At 67.5% G+C, this 15838-nt stretch carries 25 protein-coding genes; 23 read left to right on the forward strand and 2 right to left on the reverse strand.

Annotated elements, in window-relative coordinates:
- Positions 1–89: 89 nt before the first annotated feature.
- Together GTY67_RS21165 and GTY67_RS21170 are read right to left on the reverse strand one after the other, a co-directional pair.
- Entirely contained in the window at positions 90–815 is a 726-nt protein-coding gene (locus GTY67_RS21165) for a trypsin-like serine protease (RefSeq protein ID WP_093693503.1), read from the reverse strand.
- Between the two features lie 192 nt (positions 816–1007).
- Positions 1008–3038, reverse strand: a complete 2031-nt coding sequence (locus tag GTY67_RS21170; RefSeq protein WP_161279683.1) for a PIG-L family deacetylase — start codon at positions 3036–3038, stop codon at positions 1008–1010.
- Positions 3039–3690: 652 nt separating this feature from the next.
- Here GTY67_RS21170 and rpsJ point away from each other — a divergent pair.
- The 23 genes from rpsJ (at position 3691) to GTY67_RS21290 (ending at position 15744) form a co-directional block, all read left to right on the forward strand.
- Positions 3691–3999, forward strand: coding sequence for a 30S ribosomal protein S10 (gene rpsJ, locus GTY67_RS21175; protein ID WP_003948644.1), 309 nt, complete (start codon positions 3691–3693; stop codon positions 3997–3999).
- Positions 4000–4013: 14 nt separating this feature from the next.
- Positions 4014–4658, forward strand: a complete 645-nt coding sequence (gene rplC / locus GTY67_RS21180) for a 50S ribosomal protein L3 (RefSeq protein WP_003966960.1) — start codon at positions 4014–4016, stop codon at positions 4656–4658.
- Between the two features lie 4 nt (positions 4659–4662).
- Complete coding sequence (gene rplD / locus GTY67_RS21185) at positions 4663–5313, forward strand: 50S ribosomal protein L4 (RefSeq protein WP_161279684.1); 651 nt, start codon at positions 4663–4665, stop codon at positions 5311–5313.
- Positions 5313–5636 carry a 50S ribosomal protein L23 gene (gene rplW / locus GTY67_RS21190; RefSeq protein ID WP_007446738.1) on the forward strand — a complete coding sequence of 108 codons (324 nt, stop codon included), beginning with the start codon at positions 5313–5315 and terminating at the stop codon, positions 5634–5636. Before rplD ends, rplW begins: the two co-directional genes overlap by 1 nt.
- Positions 5637–5686: 50 nt before the next feature.
- A complete protein-coding gene (gene rplB, locus GTY67_RS21195) occupies positions 5687–6523 on the forward strand; it encodes a 50S ribosomal protein L2 (protein ID WP_003966957.1) in 837 nt (278 codons plus the stop codon).
- Positions 6524–6535: 12 nt separating this feature from the next.
- Positions 6536–6817: a 30S ribosomal protein S19 gene (rpsS, locus tag GTY67_RS21200; RefSeq protein ID WP_003966956.1), complete on the forward strand. Its 282-nt coding sequence runs from the start codon at positions 6536–6538 to the stop codon at positions 6815–6817.
- Positions 6818–6859: 42 nt separating this feature from the next.
- Complete coding sequence (gene rplV, locus GTY67_RS21205) at positions 6860–7207, forward strand: 50S ribosomal protein L22 (RefSeq protein WP_004571827.1); 348 nt, start codon at positions 6860–6862, stop codon at positions 7205–7207.
- On the forward strand, positions 7207–8046 hold the full coding sequence (rpsC, locus tag GTY67_RS21210; protein ID WP_018510593.1) for a 30S ribosomal protein S3: 840 nt from the start codon (positions 7207–7209) through the stop codon (positions 8044–8046). The genes rplV and rpsC overlap by 1 nt, the downstream gene beginning before the upstream one ends.
- A gap of 5 nt (positions 8047–8051) precedes the next feature.
- Positions 8052–8471, forward strand: coding sequence for a 50S ribosomal protein L16 (gene rplP, locus GTY67_RS21215; RefSeq protein ID WP_003966953.1), 420 nt, complete (start codon positions 8052–8054; stop codon positions 8469–8471).
- Positions 8471–8695, forward strand: coding sequence for a 50S ribosomal protein L29 (rpmC, locus tag GTY67_RS21220; protein ID WP_015610729.1), 225 nt, complete (start codon positions 8471–8473; stop codon positions 8693–8695). The genes rplP and rpmC overlap by 1 nt, the downstream gene beginning before the upstream one ends.
- A complete protein-coding gene (rpsQ, locus tag GTY67_RS21225; protein ID WP_093693505.1) occupies positions 8695–8982 on the forward strand; it encodes a 30S ribosomal protein S17 in 288 nt (95 codons plus the stop codon). The genes rpmC and rpsQ overlap by 1 nt, the downstream gene beginning before the upstream one ends.
- A 107-nt stretch (positions 8983–9089) precedes the next feature.
- A complete protein-coding gene (rplN, locus tag GTY67_RS21230; RefSeq protein WP_003966950.1) occupies positions 9090–9458 on the forward strand; it encodes a 50S ribosomal protein L14 in 369 nt (122 codons plus the stop codon).
- A gap of 2 nt (positions 9459–9460) precedes the next feature.
- Positions 9461–9784 carry a 50S ribosomal protein L24 gene (gene rplX / locus GTY67_RS21235; RefSeq protein ID WP_003966949.1) on the forward strand — a complete coding sequence of 108 codons (324 nt, stop codon included), beginning with the start codon at positions 9461–9463 and terminating at the stop codon, positions 9782–9784.
- Entirely contained in the window at positions 9784–10341 is a 558-nt protein-coding gene (rplE, locus tag GTY67_RS21240; protein ID WP_003966948.1) for a 50S ribosomal protein L5, read from the forward strand. Before rplX ends, rplE begins: the two co-directional genes overlap by 1 nt.
- Before the next feature lie 2 nt (positions 10342–10343).
- Positions 10344–10529: a type Z 30S ribosomal protein S14 gene (locus GTY67_RS21245; RefSeq protein WP_003948630.1), complete on the forward strand. Its 186-nt coding sequence runs from the start codon at positions 10344–10346 to the stop codon at positions 10527–10529.
- A gap of 224 nt (positions 10530–10753) precedes the next feature.
- A complete protein-coding gene (rpsH, locus tag GTY67_RS21255) occupies positions 10754–11152 on the forward strand; it encodes a 30S ribosomal protein S8 (RefSeq protein WP_007446728.1) in 399 nt (132 codons plus the stop codon).
- A gap of 21 nt (positions 11153–11173) precedes the next feature.
- Positions 11174–11713: a 50S ribosomal protein L6 gene (gene rplF, locus GTY67_RS21260; RefSeq protein WP_093693506.1), complete on the forward strand. Its 540-nt coding sequence runs from the start codon at positions 11174–11176 to the stop codon at positions 11711–11713.
- A gap of 2 nt (positions 11714–11715) precedes the next feature.
- Positions 11716–12099, forward strand: coding sequence for a 50S ribosomal protein L18 (gene rplR, locus GTY67_RS21265; protein ID WP_018510591.1), 384 nt, complete (start codon positions 11716–11718; stop codon positions 12097–12099).
- A 47-nt stretch (positions 12100–12146) separates the two neighbouring features.
- A complete protein-coding gene (rpsE, locus tag GTY67_RS21270; protein WP_003966944.1) occupies positions 12147–12752 on the forward strand; it encodes a 30S ribosomal protein S5 in 606 nt (201 codons plus the stop codon).
- Positions 12752–12934, forward strand: a complete 183-nt coding sequence (gene rpmD, locus GTY67_RS21275; RefSeq protein ID WP_015610734.1) for a 50S ribosomal protein L30 — start codon at positions 12752–12754, stop codon at positions 12932–12934. The genes rpsE and rpmD overlap by 1 nt, the downstream gene beginning before the upstream one ends.
- A 1-nt stretch (position 12935) precedes the next feature.
- Positions 12936–13391, forward strand: coding sequence for a 50S ribosomal protein L15 (gene rplO, locus GTY67_RS21280; protein WP_003966942.1), 456 nt, complete (start codon positions 12936–12938; stop codon positions 13389–13391).
- Between the two features lie 380 nt (positions 13392–13771).
- Complete coding sequence (gene secY / locus GTY67_RS21285; RefSeq protein ID WP_093693507.1) at positions 13772–15085, forward strand: preprotein translocase subunit SecY; 1314 nt, start codon at positions 13772–13774, stop codon at positions 15083–15085.
- On the forward strand, positions 15085–15744 hold the full coding sequence (locus tag GTY67_RS21290; protein WP_093693508.1) for an adenylate kinase: 660 nt from the start codon (positions 15085–15087) through the stop codon (positions 15742–15744). Before secY ends, GTY67_RS21290 begins: the two co-directional genes overlap by 1 nt.
- Positions 15745–15838 lie beyond the last annotated feature (94 nt).

Raw genomic sequence — 15838 nt, forward strand, 5'->3', positions numbered from 1 at the left:
TACCTCAGGGCGGCGAGGTAAGGGGGCCCTACGTTTCAGAGGGACGGCGGGTCGGTCAGGTGCCCGCCGCCCCAGGGGGTGACGGCAGGTCAGACGCCCGCGATGGACTGGATCCAGGAGCGGTACGCGGTGACGTTCGTGTACGCCGTCGTGGTCTGCCGGTCGCTGGTGGAGGCCACGCCGACCTGGATGCCGTTGGCCGTCATCGGGCCGCCGGAGTCGCCGCCGGCGGTGATGCCGTTGCCGCGGCGGGCGCAGATCGCCGAGCCGCCGTACGCGTCACCGCAGCCGCCGGTCACCGTCACGTTGGCGACCTTCAGGTAGCGGGACTGGCAGTTGGCCTCCGAGCCGCACTGCGAGGTGGCGCCCCAGCCCCAGACCTGGACGCTCTGGCCGACGCTCACCGAGCCGGGGTTGCCGAGGCGGGAGTAGGTCGTCTGCACGGAGCGGTCCAGGCGGACCAGCGCCAGGTCCGAGCTGTGGGTGTAGGTCTGGGTGCCGTTGGCGACCACGCCGCCGCTGTGCTGGTCGAGGCTGCCGATGCGGAACGACAGGCCGCCGCCGGTGACGCAGTGCTTGGCGGTGAGGATCCAGGTCGGCGCGATGATCGTCGCCGAACAGGTCTCTCTGCCCTGCGAGAAGAGCCGTGCGGCCCACGGGGCGTTGGACGCCTGGCCGCCGCCGATGATCTGCGTGGTCGGGGGCGGGGCGTCCTGGAGCGGGGGCTGGGGGGCGGCGGTGGCGGCGGGGCTGAGAAGAGCGAGGACGGTGGCCGCGGCGGCGAGGGCAGCGGGAACTAGCCTTGCTATTCGCATGGTTCCTCATTTCGGGGAGCACGCTGAGGGGCGTGTTTGTGGGGGTTGACGGCCCCAGAGTGTCGAAGAACCCATCCGCCGGGTACTAACGCTTTCCCATAACGCCGCGTTATGGGGTGGCGAACCCTAGGTAGCGCCACGGAGGCGTCGAGAACCCCCAGGTGTGGCCACCGGGTGCCGGATCCGGCACCTCTATGCGGCGCCCCCGGGACGCCAGATCCACGGCGCCGCGTCCGGCCCGAACCCCACGACGGTGGGTGCCCCGTCCGCCCCGAGGTGGAGCGCGGCCCCGTCCAGGGCGACGGGCCCCCGTGAGCGTACGGCGCTGGATTCGGCGGTACGCAGGTGGAGCGCGCCCGCCGCGGTGCGGCCGAGGAGGACCGGGCCACCGGGTGCGGGTGCCGCGGCCACCGCACCGTAGCCCTCGAAGCGGGGGGCCGGGGTATCCGCGCCGGTCACGGCGGTGAGCGCGGCGCGGGCCGCGGCCCGGTAGTAGAGGTCGACCGATCCGTCCGGCGCGGGCACGGCGGCCGGGGCGTGGGAGGGGACCGGGGCATCGGTGAGCCGGGCGCGGGCGGTGACCTCACCACCCGGGGCGTCCTGGGCCCAGTGGTGCACGGCGCGGTGCCCGGCGGCGTACACATGGACCCGCCCCGCCGTGTCCACGACCGCGTTCAGCCCGTCTTGCACCTCGCCGCCGCCCAGGTCACGCCAGCCGCTCCAACGCCCGGTGTCCGCGTCGCGCACCCGGGTGCTCAGCCCCTTCTCCGCGTTCCGTACGAAGAGGTGGACGCGGCCGTCCGGTGCGGCGACGGCGACCGGCACGCCGATGCGGCGCCCGTGGTCCCGGCCGGTGGCGGGGTTGCCGAGCCCCCGCCAGGCGCGGAAGGGGCCGTCCGGCGAGCGCTGCTCCAGCACCACGATCTCGCGCTCGTTGTCCGAGCCGTGCCCGCCGAGCGCCGCGAACCGCAGCCCGAACAGCAGCCGCCGCCCGTCCGCCGTCACCGCCGAGCCGAGCACCGGCGCGAGCGGCCCGCCGCCCAGGTCGTCCGGCGCGTCCCAGACCCCGCTGCCGGGTGCGCTCTCCCGCCACCGCACGGCGCGCAGCCCCAGCACCCCGTACGCGGTGAGCCGGCCGTCCGCCCCGGAGGCGAGGGCGGGGCGGGGGCCCGGGTAGCGGTGGTGGGTGGAGCGGACCCAGCCCTTGGGGTTGGCCAGGGGCCGGTCGCCGCCCACGTTGTAGTCGCCGCAGCCGGACGGGTTGCCGCACTCCCAGTCGGGTGAGCCGCCGTACGGGACGAGGTGGGCGGCCTTCCGCTCCAGCACCTCCGGCGGCAGGTTCTTGGGCCAGTGCCGGTTGTAGTAGCCCCGGAACGAGGTGACCGTGAACCCGGGCACGGGCTCCTTGGCGGCCGTCGCCCGCGCCACCCAGCGGATCAGCGCCGCCCAGGCGAAGCAGCCGGCCGCGGTGTGGTCGGCGTGGTCGGAGTACCCGCGCTGCTCGCTGTCCCGGCGCCGCTGGGCCTCGGAGCTGAACTGGAGGTCCGGGTCGGGGTCCAGGGTGTGCACGAGGGTGGGCCGGTACTGCTCCAGCAGCCCCACGAGGACGTCGACCAGACCGTCGTACGTATACGAACCGGCCCTGTCCAGCGGGGAGTTGTCGGCGACGACGGTACGCAGCACGAGGCGCCGGTCCTGCCAGAGGCTGGGGAGCCCGAGCCGCCCCCGGCCGGTGTGCATCGCGGTGTTGAGGAAGACCAGCTCCACCCGGCGCACCCCGTTCACCAGGACGTTCACCTCGGCGCGGTGGCCGCCGTGCAGGGGGAGCACCGACTTCTCCCAGGGCGTGAAGCGGTCGAGGCCGAGGAGCTCGGCGTACGCCTGGCGCAAACCCTGGTGGCGGGAGGAGGAGTACGCGGCCCGGTCCGGGGCCGGGTGGGGCGCCCCGGGGATCTTGTTGACGCCGTCCGCCTCGCCCGCGGTCAGATACACGCAGACCAGCGGGGCCCCGGCGTCCAGGCACTGCCGGGTGTCCGGGTTCATGAAGTACAGGTCGTCGTCCGGGTGGGCCAGCAGCTGCATGATCTGCGCCCGCCGCGTGGACGCTATGGCCAGCCCGGGCGCCGGATCCGGCACCGGCTCCCGGCGCCTCGGAGCCGGTACGGCACATCCGGCGAGCGCGGCGGTCGCGGTGGCCGTCAGGAGGAGCGTGCGCCGGGGCATCCGTATTCGGGACAGGACAGATCGATCCACCACGCCACGCACCCCGTCCGCTCCCGCTTCCCCCGCAGCGGGCGAACGGTCGCCCTGTCCTGCGTACTCCTGGCTCTTCCCGCAGGTCAGCGGCTGGTCGACCGTGCCTGCGGGGGGATAGACGGGGAGCGCGGCACGGAGGTTGCCCGGTCAGGGCGTGGGGTTGCGCACCGGGGCCGTGGACCGGGCCGTCCCGCTTCGGCGCGACACCGTGCCGCCGGATGCGCGCCCGCGTTTGAGCACTCGCTCGCTCGGGGTAGGATTCCCGACTCGATTGGCCAGGCCCGCGCCCCGTATGGCACACTGACCAGGTTGCTCGGTTGAGTGTCAATGCTGCGCGCCTCCCGCCGGGAGGACCGGAAGCGAGTCCCACAGTACTCGTCGGCCCTGTATGGGCCGGACGTACGGGAATCTTCCGGGAAGCAATGCAGGGCGCCGGCCAGGCACCCGGTGGGTGTTCCGCCCCCGGTTCCGCGGTTCAGGGCCGCACCCCCTTGGTTGGGATTTCCTTCGGGAGATTTTCGTAGAGGGGATGCGACACGCCCGACCGCGTGGGTCGGAGGGGGAGTCCAGAGAACCCCCGGGTTCCAGAGCGTTACGAGAGACAGGACTACTAGTAGCCATGGCGGGACAGAAGATCCGCATCCGGCTCAAGGCCTACGACCACGAGGTCATCGACTCCTCGGCGAAGAAGATCGTCGAGACGGTGACCCGCACTGGTGCGTCGGTCGCGGGCCCGGTGCCGCTGCCCACTGAGAAGAACGTGTACTGCGTCATCAAGTCGCCGCACAAGTACAAGGACTCTCGCGAGCACTTCGAGATGCGCACGCACAAGCGCCTCATCGACATCCTCGACCCCACGCCGAAGACGGTTGACTCGCTGATGCGCCTCGACCTCCCGGCGGGCGTCGACATCGAGATCAAGCTCTGAGGGGACGGGCCGAGATGAGCAAGAACATCAAGGGCGTCCTGGGCGAGAAGCTCGGCATGACCCAGGTCTGGGACGAGAACAACCGGGTTGTCCCGGTGACCGTCGTCAAGGCCGGGCCGTGCGTCGTGACGCAGGTTCGCACCAACGACAGCGACGGCTACGAAGCGGTCCAGATCGCCTTCGGCGAGATCGACCCGCGCAAGGTGAACAAGCCCCTCAAGGGTCACTTCGCCAAGGCCGACGTCACCCCGCGCCGCCACCTGGTGGAGCTCCGCACCCCTGACGCCAGCGAGTACACGCTGGGCCAGGAGGTCACTGCCGAGGTGTTCGAGTCCGGCGTCAAGGTCGACGTCACGGGCAAGAGCAAGGGCAAGGGCTTCGCCGGTGTCATGAAGCGTCACAACTTCAAGGGCCTCGGCGCCGGGCACGGCACCCAGCGCAAGCACCGTTCCCCCGGTTCCATCGGTGGCTGCGCCACCCCTGGGCGTGTCTTCAAGGGCATGCGCATGGCGGGCCGCATGGGTAACGAGCGCGTCACCACCCAGAACCTGACCATCCACGCGGTTGACGCGGAGAAGGGTCTGCTCCTCATCAAGGGCGCGGTCCCCGGTCCGAACGGCGGCCTCGTCCTGGTCCGTACCGCGGCCAAGGGGGCTTGAGGTAATGAGCACCATTGACATCCTTTCGCCGGCAGGCGACAAGGCCGGTACCGTCGACCTCCCCGCGGAGATCTTCGACGCCAAGACCAGCGTTCCGCTGATCCACCAGGTCGTTGTCGCTCAGCTGGCGGCTGCCCGTCAGGGCACGCACAAGACCAAGCGCCGCGGCGAAGTCCGCGGTGGTGGCAAGAAGCCTTACCGCCAGAAGGGCACCGGCCGCGCCCGTCAGGGTTCGACCCGCGCCCCGCAGTTCGCCGGTGGTGGCGTCGTCCACGGCCCGCAGCCGCGTGACTACTCGCAGCGGACCCCGAAGAAGATGAAGGCCGCCGCCCTGCGCGGTGCCCTCTCCGACCGGGCCCGTCACTCCCGTATCCACGTCGTCACCGGCGTGGTCGAGGGTGCCGCCTCCACGAAGGCCGCCAAGACGCTGCTCGGCAAGATCTCGGAGCGCCAGAACCTGCTCCTGGTCGTCGACCGCGCCGCCGAGGCCGCGTGGCTGTCCGCGCGCAACCTGCCCCAGGTGCACATCCTGGAGCCGGGCCAGCTCAACACGTACGACGTGATCGTCTCTGACGACGTGGTCTTCACCCAGGCCGCTTTCGAGTCCTTCGTGTCTGGCCCCCAGACCGCTGAGACCGAAGGGAGCGACGCCTGATGAGCGAGGCGACCGTTACCAGCAAGACGTACTCGGACCCGCGTGACGTTCTCGTCAAGCCCGTGGTCTCCGAGAAGAGCTACGCGCTGCTCGACGAGAACAAGTACACGTTCATCGTCGCGCCGGGCTCCAACAAGACCCAGATCAAGCAGGCCGTGGAAGCGGTCTTCTCGGTCAAGGTCACCGGGGTCAACACGATCAACCGGCAGGGTAAGCGCAAGCGCACCAAGACCGGCTTCGGCAAGCGCTCCGACACGAAGCGCGCCATCGTGACCCTCGCCGAGGGCGACCGTATCGACATCTTCGGCGGCCCGACCTCCTGACGGAGGTCGAGACGTCCAGGATCCGGAATTCTTCCGAGGACTGAGAGATAATGGGTATCCGCAAGTACAAGCCGACGACCCCGGGCCGTCGTGGCTCCAGCGTCGCCGACTTTGTCGAGATCACGCGGTCCACGCCGGAGAAGTCGCTGGTCCGCCCTCTGCACAGCAAGGGCGGCCGTAACAACGCCGGTCGTGTGACCGTTCGCCACCAGGGCGGTGGCCACAAGCGCGCCTACCGAGTGATCGACTTCCGTCGTCACGACAAGGACGGCGTGCCGGCCAAGGTCGCGCACATCGAGTACGACCCGAACCGCACCGCGCGCATCGCGCTGCTGCACTACGCGGACGGCGAGAAGCGTTACATCGTCGCTCCCCGTGGCCTGTCGCAGGGTGACCGTGTCGAGAACGGTCCGACCGCCGACATCAAGCCCGGCAACAACCTGGCGCTGCGCAACATCCCGGTCGGTACGACCATCCACGCCATCGAGCTGCGGCCCGGCGGCGGCGCGAAGTTCGCCCGTTCCGCGGGTGCCTCCGTGCAGCTGCTGGCGAAGGAGGGCACCATGGCCCACCTTCGTATGCCGTCGGGTGAGATCCGCCTGGTCGACGCGCGCTGCCGCGCGACGATCGGTGAGGTCGGCAACGCCGAGCAGTCGAACATCAACTGGGGCAAGGCCGGCCGCATGCGCTGGAAGGGCGTCCGCCCGACCGTCCGCGGTGTCGCGATGAACCCGGTTGACCACCCGCACGGTGGTGGTGAAGGCAAGACCTCCGGTGGTCGTCACCCGGTCTCGCCGTGGGGTCAGAAGGAGGGTCGTACTCGTTCTCCCAAGAAGGCGAGCAACAAGTACATCGTCCGCCGCCGCAAGACGAACAAGAAGCGCTAGGAGCGGGTTTAGATGCCGCGCAGTCTCAAGAAGGGGCCCTTCGTCGACGGCCACCTCATCAAGAAGGTGGACGTACAGAACGAGGCAGGCACCAAGAACGTCATCAAGACCTGGTCCCGTCGCTCGATGATCGTCCCGGCCATGCTGGGTCACACCATCGCGGTGCACAACGGCAAGATCCACGTCCCGGTGTTCGTCACCGAGTCGATGGTCGGCCACAAGCTCGGCGAGTTCTCGCCGACTCGCACCTTCCGCGGCCACGTCAAGGACGACCGGAAGTCGAAGCGCCGCTAGCGCGGGGTGGAAACGACTATGACTTACACCGAAGGGACAACCATGGAAGCCAGGGCCCAGGCGCGGTACATCCGCGTCACGCCCATGAAGGCCCGCCGAGTGGTGGACCTCATCCGTGGCATGGATGCCACGGAGGCTCAGGCGGTCCTGCGTTTCGCCCCGCAGGCCGCGAGCGTGCCGGTTGGCAAGGTGCTGGACAGCGCCATCGCCAACGCTGCACACAACTACGACCACACCGACGCCTCTTCGCTGGTCATCAGCGAGGCGTACGTGGACGAGGGCCCGACCCTGAAGCGGTTCCGTCCGCGTGCTCAGGGCCGTGCCTACCGGATCCGTAAGCGGACCAGCCACATCACCGTGGTCGTCAGCAGCAAGGAAGGAACCCGGTAATGGGCCAGAAGGTAAACCCGCACGGGTTCCGGCTCGGCATCACCACGGACTTCAAGTCCCGCTGGTACGCCGACAAGCTGTACAAGGACTACGTCAAGGAAGACGTCGCCATTCGTCGCATGATGACGAAGGGCATGGAGCGGGCCGGCATCTCGAAGGTCGAGATCGAGCGCACCCGCGACCGCGTCCGCGTCGACATCCACACCGCCCGTCCGGGCATCGTCATCGGTCGCCGTGGCGCCGAGGCCGATCGCATCCGCGGCGAGCTGGAGAAGCTGACCGGCAAGCAGGTCCAGCTGAACATCCTCGAGGTCAAGAACCCCGAGGTGGACGCTCAGCTGGTGGCCCAGGCCGTCGCCGAGCAGCTCTCCTCCCGCGTCTCCTTCCGTCGGGCCATGCGCAAGAGCATGCAGTCCTCGATGAAGGCCGGCGCCAAGGGCATCAAGATCCAGTGCGGCGGCCGCCTCGGCGGCGCCGAGATGTCCCGCTCGGAGTTCTACCGCGAGGGCCGCGTGCCCCTGCACACCCTCCGTGCGAACGTCGACTACGGCTTCTTCGAGGCCAAGACGACCTTCGGCCGCATCGGCGTGAAGGTCTGGATCTACAAGGGCGACGTCAAGAACATCGCCGAGGTTCGCGCCGAGAACGCCGCGGCCCGCGCCGGCAACCGTCCGGCTCGTGGCGGCACCGACCGCCCGGCCGGCCGTGGTGGCGGCCGTGGTGGCGAGCGTGGCGGTCGCGGCCGTAAGCCGCAGCAGTCGCCGGCAGCCGAGGCCCCCAAGGCCGACGCCCCCGCCGCCGCTGCTCCGGCTGCTGAGAGCACCGGAACGGAGGCCTGACCGAAATGCTGATCCCCCGTAGGGTCAAGCACCGCAAGCAGCACCACCCGAAGCGCAGCGGTATGTCCAAGGGTGGCACGCAGGTTGCGTTCGGCGAGTACGGCATCCAGGCGCTGACCCCGGCGTACGTGACGAACCGTCAGATCGAGTCCGCTCGTATCGCGATGACCCGTCACATCAAGCGTGGCGGCAAGGTCTGGATCAACATCTACCCGGACCGTCCCCTGACGAAGAAGCCTGCCGAGACCCGCATGGGTTCCGGTAAGGGTTCTCCCGAGTGGTGGATCGCGAACGTCAAGCCGGGTCGGGTGATGTTCGAGCTGTCCTACCCGAACGAGAAGATTGCTCGTGAGGCGCTCACCCGCGCTGCTCACAAGCTTCCGATGAAGTGCCGGATCGTTCGGCGCGAGGCAGGTGAGTCGTGATGTCGGCCGGTACCAAGGCGTCCGAGCTGCGCGAGCTGGGCGACGAGGAGCTCCTCAACAAGCTCCGCGAAGCCAAGGAAGAGCTGTTCAACCTCCGCTTCCAGGCGGCGACGGGCCAGCTCGAGAACCACGGTCGGCTCAAGTCCGTCCGTAAGGACATCGCCCGGATCTACACCCTGATGCGCGAGCGCGAGCTGGGCATCGAGACGGTGGAGAGCGTCTGATGAGCGAGAAGACTGTGACTGAGACCAGCAAGACCGACCGCGGCTTCCGCAAGACCCGTGAGGGTCTGGTCGTCAGCGACAAGATGGACAAGACCGTCGTCGTCGCTGTCGAGGACCGCGTCAAGCACGCGCTGTACGGCAAGGTCATCCGCCGTACGAACAAGCTCAAGGCGCACGACGAGCAGAACTCTGCGGGCGTCGGCGACCGCGTCATCATCATGGAGACGCGTCCGCTGTCGGCCTCGAAGCGCTGGCGCATCGTCGAGATCCTCGAGAAGGCCAAGTAATTCCTGAGGGGCATTCCCCTCAGGTCAGTTCCGCCAGGCTCGGTGAGGTGCCTCTCCCGTAACGGAGAGGCACCCGCCGGGAACCGGCAGACGATCAGGAGATAGACGTGATCCAGCAGGAGTCGCGACTGCGCGTCGCCGACAACACGGGTGCGAAGGAAATTCTCACCATTCGTGTTCTCGGTGGCTCGGGTCGCCGCTACGCGGGTATCGGTGACGTCATCGTCGCCACCGTCAAGGACGCGATCCCCGGCGGCAACGTGAAGAAGGGTGACGTCGTCAAGGCCGTCATCGTTCGCACCGTCAAGGAGCGTCGTCGTCAGGATGGCTCGTACATCCGCTTCGACGAGAACGCCGCCGTCATTCTGAAGAACGACGGCGACCCCCGCGGCACCCGCATCTTCGGCCCGGTGGGCCGGGAGCTGCGCGAGAAGAAGTTCATGAAGATCATCTCGCTCGCGCCGGAGGTGCTGTAAGCATGAAGATCAAGAAGGGCGACCTGGTCCAGGTCATCACCGGTAAGGACAAGGGCAAGCAGGGCAAGGTCATCGTGGCCTACCCCGCTCAGGACCGCGTCCTCGTCGAGGGTGTCAACCGGGTCAAGAAGCACACCAAGGCCGGTCAGACGGCTCGCGGTTCGCAGACGGGTGGCATTGTCACCACCGAGGCCCCGATCCACGTCAGCAACGTTCAGCTGGTTGTGGAGAAGGACGGCAACAAGGTTGTCACCCGCGTCGGCTACCGCTTTGACGACGAGGGCAACAAGATCCGCGTTGCCAAGCGGACCGGTGAGGACATCTGATGACTGCCACCACTGCGCCGCGTCTCAAGACGCGCTACCGCGAGGAAATCGCCGGCAAGCTGCGTGAGGAGTTCTCGTACGAGAACGTCATGCAGGTTCCCGGTCTGGTCAAGATCGTGGTCAACATGGGTGTGGGCGACGCCGCCCGCGACTCCAAGCTGATCGACGGTGCCGTCAAGGACCTCACCACGATCACCGGCCAGAAGCCGGCCGTCACCAAGGCCCGCAAGTCCATCGCGCAGTTCAAGCTGCGCGAGGGCCAGCCGATCGGCTGCCACGTCACCCTCCGCGGTGACCGGATGTGGGAGTTCCTGGACCGTACGCTGTCGCTCGCGCTGCCGCGTATCCGTGACTTCCGTGGCCTGTCGCCGAAGCAGTTCGACGGCCGTGGCAACTACACCTTCGGTCTCACGGAGCAGGTCATGTTCCACGAGATCGACCAGGACAAGATCGACCGGGTCCGGGGCATGGACATCACCGTGGTCACCACGGCGACCAACGACGACGAGGGTCGTGCCCTCCTTCGTCACCTCGGCTTCCCGTTCAAGGAGAACTGACCGTGGCGAAGAAGGCTCTGATCGCTAAGGCCGCCCGTAAGCCGAAGTTCGGCGTTCGCGGGTACACCCGCTGCCAGCGCTGCGGCCGGCCCCACTCCGTCTACCGCAAGTTCGGCCTGTGCCGCGTGTGCCTTCGTGAGATGGCTCACCGTGGCGAGCTGCCGGGCGTGACCAAGAGCTCCTGGTAACTCTCCTCCGCCCTAGGGCGAAGGGAAGTTCTGGAGACTCTCGGTAAGCATCTGGGTCGGCAGGAGCCCGTCCTTTCATGCCGTAGGCTTGAAGGGTTGGGCGCCTGCCGCCCACGACCGACTTACTACGCCGTAGGTCCCCGCACCGCACCCGTCCCACCACTGAGTGGGGAGAGGGATGGCGCATACAGGAAACCCCGGCGAGAGAGGCCGAAGGCCAACTCATGACCATGACTGATCCCATCGCAGACATGCTCACGCGTCTGCGTAACGCGAACTCGGCATATCACGACGATGTCTCGATGCCGCACAGCAAGATCAAGTCGCACATCGCGGAGATCCTCCAGCAGGAGGGCTTCATCACCGGCTGGAAGGTCGAGGACGCCGAGGTCGGCAAGAACCTCGTCCTCGAGCTGAAGTTCGGCCCGAACCGCGAGCGCTCGATCGCCGGCATCAAGCGGATTTCGAAGCCGGGTCTGCGTGTATACGCAAAGTCCACCAACCTGCCGAAGGTCCTCGGCGGTCTGGGCGTGGCGATCATCTCCACGTCCCACGGCCTCCTGACCGGCCAGCAGGCAGGCAAGAAGGGCGTAGGTGGGGAAGTCCTCGCCTACGTCTGGTAGTCGGGAAAGGAAGGAAAGCTCATGTCGCGAATCGGCAAGCTCCCCATCCAGGTTCCCGCCGGTGTGGACGTCACCATCGATGGCCGTACGGTCGCCGTGAAGGGCCCCAAGGGTTCCCTCACGCACACCGTTGCCGCGCCGATCGAGGTCTCCAAGGGTGAGGACGGCGTGCTCAACGTCTCCCGCCCGAACGACGAGCGTCAGAACAAGGCCCTCCACGGCCTGTCCCGCACGCTGGTGGCGAACATGATCACCGGTGTGACCACGGGTTACAGCAAGGCGCTCGAGATCAGCGGTGTCGGTTACCGCGTCCAGGCGAAGGGCTCCAACCTGGAGTTCGCCCTGGGCTACAGCCACCCGATCCTCATCGAGGCTCCGGAAGGCATCACCTTCAAGGTCGAGTCGCCCACGAAGCTCAGCGTCGAGGGCATCGACAAGCAGAAGGTCGGCGAGGTAGCCGCCAACATCCGCAAGCTGCGGAAGCCCGACCCGTACAAGGCCAAGGGCGTCAAGTACGCGGGCGAGGTCATCCGCCGCAAGGTCGGAAAGGCTGGTAAGTAGCCATGGCATACGGTGTGAAGATCGCCAAGGGCGACGCTTACAAGCGCGCTGCTCGCAAGCGCCGCCACATCCGCGTCCGCAAGCACATGTCGGGTTCGCCGGAGCGTCCCCGTCTGGTCGTGACGCGTTCCAACCGCCACATCGTGGCCCAGGTCATCGACGACATCGCGGGCCACACGCTCGCGTCGGCGTCGACCCTGGACACCTCGATCCGTGGTGGCGAGGGTGACAAGAGCGCTCAGGCCCAGCAGGTCGGCGCCCTGGTCGCCGAGCGTGCCAAGGCCGCAGGCGTCGAGGCCGTCGTGTTTGACCGCGGTGGTAACCAGTACGCCGGGCGGATTGCCGCTCTGGCTGACGCCGCCCGTGAAGCCGGGCTGAAGTTCTAAGCCCCGGTTCCTACGCACAGCGGACGTAACAGAGAGAGGTAAATCCAATGGCTGGACCCCAGCGCCGCGGAAGCGGTGCCGGTGGCGGCGAGCGGCGGGACCGGAAGGGCCGTGACGGTGGCGCCAGCGCCGCCGAGAAGACCGCGTACGTCGAGCGCGTCGTCGCGATCAACCGCGTCGCCAAGGTTGTGAAGGGTGGTCGTCGCTTCAGCTTCACCGCGCTGGTCGTGGTGGGCGATGGTGACGGCACCGTCGGTGTCGGATACGGCAAGGCCAAGGAAGTTCCCGCGGCCATCGCCAAGGGTGTCGAAGAGGCCAAGAAGAACTTCTTCAAGGTCCCCCGCATCCAGGGCACCATCCCTCACCCGATCACGGGCGAGAAGGCTGCGGGCGTCGTCCTGCTCAAGCCGGCTTCCCCCGGTACCGGTGTTATCGCCGGTGGCCCGGTGCGTGCCGTGCTCGAGTGCGCCGGCGTTCACGACATCCTGTCGAAGTCGCTTGGCTCGTCCAACGCGATCAACATCGTGCATGCGACCGTGGCGGCCCTCCAGGGCCTTCAGCGTCCCGAGGAGATCGCGGCCCGCCGCGGTCTGCCCCTCGAGGACGTCGCCCCCGCGGCTCTGCTCCGTGCACGTGCGGGAGCGGGTGCGTAATGGCTCGCCTCAAGATCACGCAGACGAAGTCGTACATCGGCAGCAAGCAGAACCACCGCGACACCCTGCGTTCGCTCGGGCTCAAGCGCCTGAACGACTCGGTTGTCAAGGAGGACCGCCCCGAGTTCCGCGGAATGGCCAACACCGTCCGCCACCTCGTGACGGTTGAGGAGGTTGACTGACATGGCGGAGAACAGCCCGCTGAAGGCCCACAACCTCCGGCCTGCCCCGGGCGCCAAGACCGCCAAGACCCGTGTGGGTCGTGGTGAGGCGTCCAAGGGTAAGACCGCAGGCCGTGGTACCAAGGGTACGAAGGCCCGTTACCAGGTTCCGGAGCGCTTCGAGGGTGGCCAGATGCCCCTCCACATGCGTCTCCCGAAGCTCAAGGGCTTCAAGAACCCGTTCCGCACGGAGTACCAGGTCGTGAACCTGGACAAGCTCGCGACGCTCTACCCCGAGGGTGGAGAGGTCACGGTGGCCGACCTGGTCGCCAAGGGCGCTGTGCGCAACAACCACCTCGTCAAGGTCCTCGGACAGGGCGAGATCTCCGTGGCGCTTCAGGTTTCGGTTGACGCCGTCTCCGGTTCCGCCAAGGAGAAGATCACCGCCGCCGGCGGTACGGTCACCGAGCTCGTCTGAGCCCCGGGACAGAACTGAGCCTGGCCGGTCGCCTCTTCGGAGGTGGTCGGCCAGGCTTTTCTCCGTTTGTGGCGCTGTACGGGAACCGTAAAGGCTCGGGAAAGGTTGAACGGGTGTCCACCGCACCGGCGGTGGGGGAGCCGAGGGGCCTTCACGTCCCAAATGGTGTGGCTTGGCCGGTCTTTCACGGCGCGGGCCGGGGAGCGGGCGTTGCACCGGTGTGCAGTGAGTGTTTCCTGCTCAGTCCCGGGCCGGGTAGGGTAGCGCCGTTAATCTTTTGTGGCCTCCTTACGATGTAGGGCTGCCTTGTATCCGATCCCATCCAGTCCCATCCAGACCCGTCGCCTCTGACGCATAGCGCGGGGGTCGCAGGAGGCACCGTGTTCACCGCGTTCGCCCGAGCGTTCAAGACGCCCGACCTGCGCAAGAAGCTGCTCTTCACGCTCGGCATCATCGTGATCTACCGGCTCGGGGCGCACGTCCCGGCCCCCGGGGTCGACTACGCGAAGGTGCAGCAGTGCATCGACCAGGCCGATTCGGGTGGCCTGCTCGGTCTGATGCAGATGTTCAGCGGCGGCGCTCTGCTGCAGATCACCATCTTCGCGCTCGGCATCATGCCGTACATCACGGCCAGCATCATCCTTCAGCTGCTGACCGTCGTGATTCCCCGACTGGAAGCCCTCAAGAAGGAGGGGCAGGCGGGCACGGCCAAGATCACGCAGTACACGCGTTATCTGACCGTCGCGCTGGCCGTCCTCCAGGGCACCGGCCTCGTCGCCACCGCCCGGAGCGGGGCGCTGTTCCAGAACTGCTCCGTGGGCAGTCAGATCGTCGCCGACAAGTCGATCTTCACCACCCTGGTGATGGTCATCACCATGACCGCCGGTACCGCCTGCGTGATGTGGCTCGGTGAGCTCATCACCGACCGCGGCATCGGCAACGGCATGTCGATCCTCATGTTCATCTCGATCGCCGCCACGTTCCCCGGCGCCCTGTGGGCCATCAAGGAGAGCGGCAAGCTGGCCGACGGCTGGATCGAGTTCGGCACGGTTATCCTCATCGGCTTCGTGATGGTCGCCCTCGTCGTCTTCGTCGAGCAGGCCCAGCGCCGCATCCCGGTGCAGTACGCGAAGCGCATGATCGGGCGCCGTTCCTACGGCGGTACGTCGACGTACATCCCGCTCAAGGTGAACCAGGCGGGTGTGATTCCCGTCATCTTCGCCTCGTCGCTGCTCTTCATCCCGTCACTGATCGTCCAGTTCTCCGGATCCAACGCAGGCTGGGCCACCTGGATCCAGGACCACTTCGTGACGGGTAACCACCCGTACTACATCTCGGTGTACTTCGTACTCATCGTGTTCTTCGCCTTCTTCTACGTGGCCATTTCGTTCAACCCCGACGAAGTCGCCGACAACATGAAGAAGTATGGTGGCTTCATCCCGGGCATCCGGGCAGGTCGACCTACTGCCGAGTACCTGAGCTACGTGCTCAACAGGATCACTTGGCCGGGCTCGCTGTACCTGGGCCTGATCGCTCTTGTGCCGACGATGGCGTTGGCAGGCTTCGGCGGGGCGAACCAGAACTTCCCGTTCGGCGGGACGAGCATCCTCATCATCGTGGGTGTGGGTCTGGAAACCGTGAAGCAGATCGAGAGTCAGCTCCAGCAGCGCAATTACGAAGGGTTCCTCCGCTGATGCGAATCGTCCTCGTCGGGCCTCCGGGTGCCGGCAAGGGAACGCAGGCTGCGTACCTTGCCGAGAACCTGTCGATTCCGCACATCTCCACGGGTGACCTCTTCCGCGCCAACATCAGCCAGGGCACCGACCTTGGCAAGCAGGCCCGCGCCTACATGGACGCAGGCCAGCTGGTGCCGGACGAAGTCACCATCGGGATGGCCAAGGACCGCATGGCCCAGTCGGACGCCGTGAACGGCTTCCTGCTGGACGGCTTCCCGCGGAACGTGGGCCAGGCCGAAGCCCTTGACGTGATGCTCAAGGACGAGGGCGTGAAGCTGGACGCGGTCCTCGATCTCGAGGTCCCCGAGGAAGAGGTCGTGAAGCGGATCGCGGGTCGCCGCATCTGCCGCAACGACAGCGCGCACGTCTTCCACGCCACGTACAACAAGCCGAAGACCGAGGGTGTCTGCGACACCTGCGGCGGCGAGCTGTACCAGCGGGACGACGACAGCGAGGAGACGGTCCGGACGCGGCTGGAGGTCTACCACACGCAGACCGAGCCGATCATCGACTACTACCGGGCCCAGGGCCTGGTGGTGACCATCTCCGCGCTCGGCAAGGTCACCGAAGTGACCGAGCGCGCCATGGCGGCGCTGAAGCAGACCGACGAGGGCTGAGCCCCACCCGTACCACCGCTGTACAGCCGGCCGCGGCGCCTCAGGGCGCCGCGGCCGACTGTTTGCGCCCGTATCGTGGAGTGGGCCCCCAGCG

Source organism: Streptomyces sp. SID8374 (assembly GCF_009865135.1).
Lineage (GTDB): Bacteria > Actinomycetota > Actinomycetes > Streptomycetales > Streptomycetaceae > Streptomyces.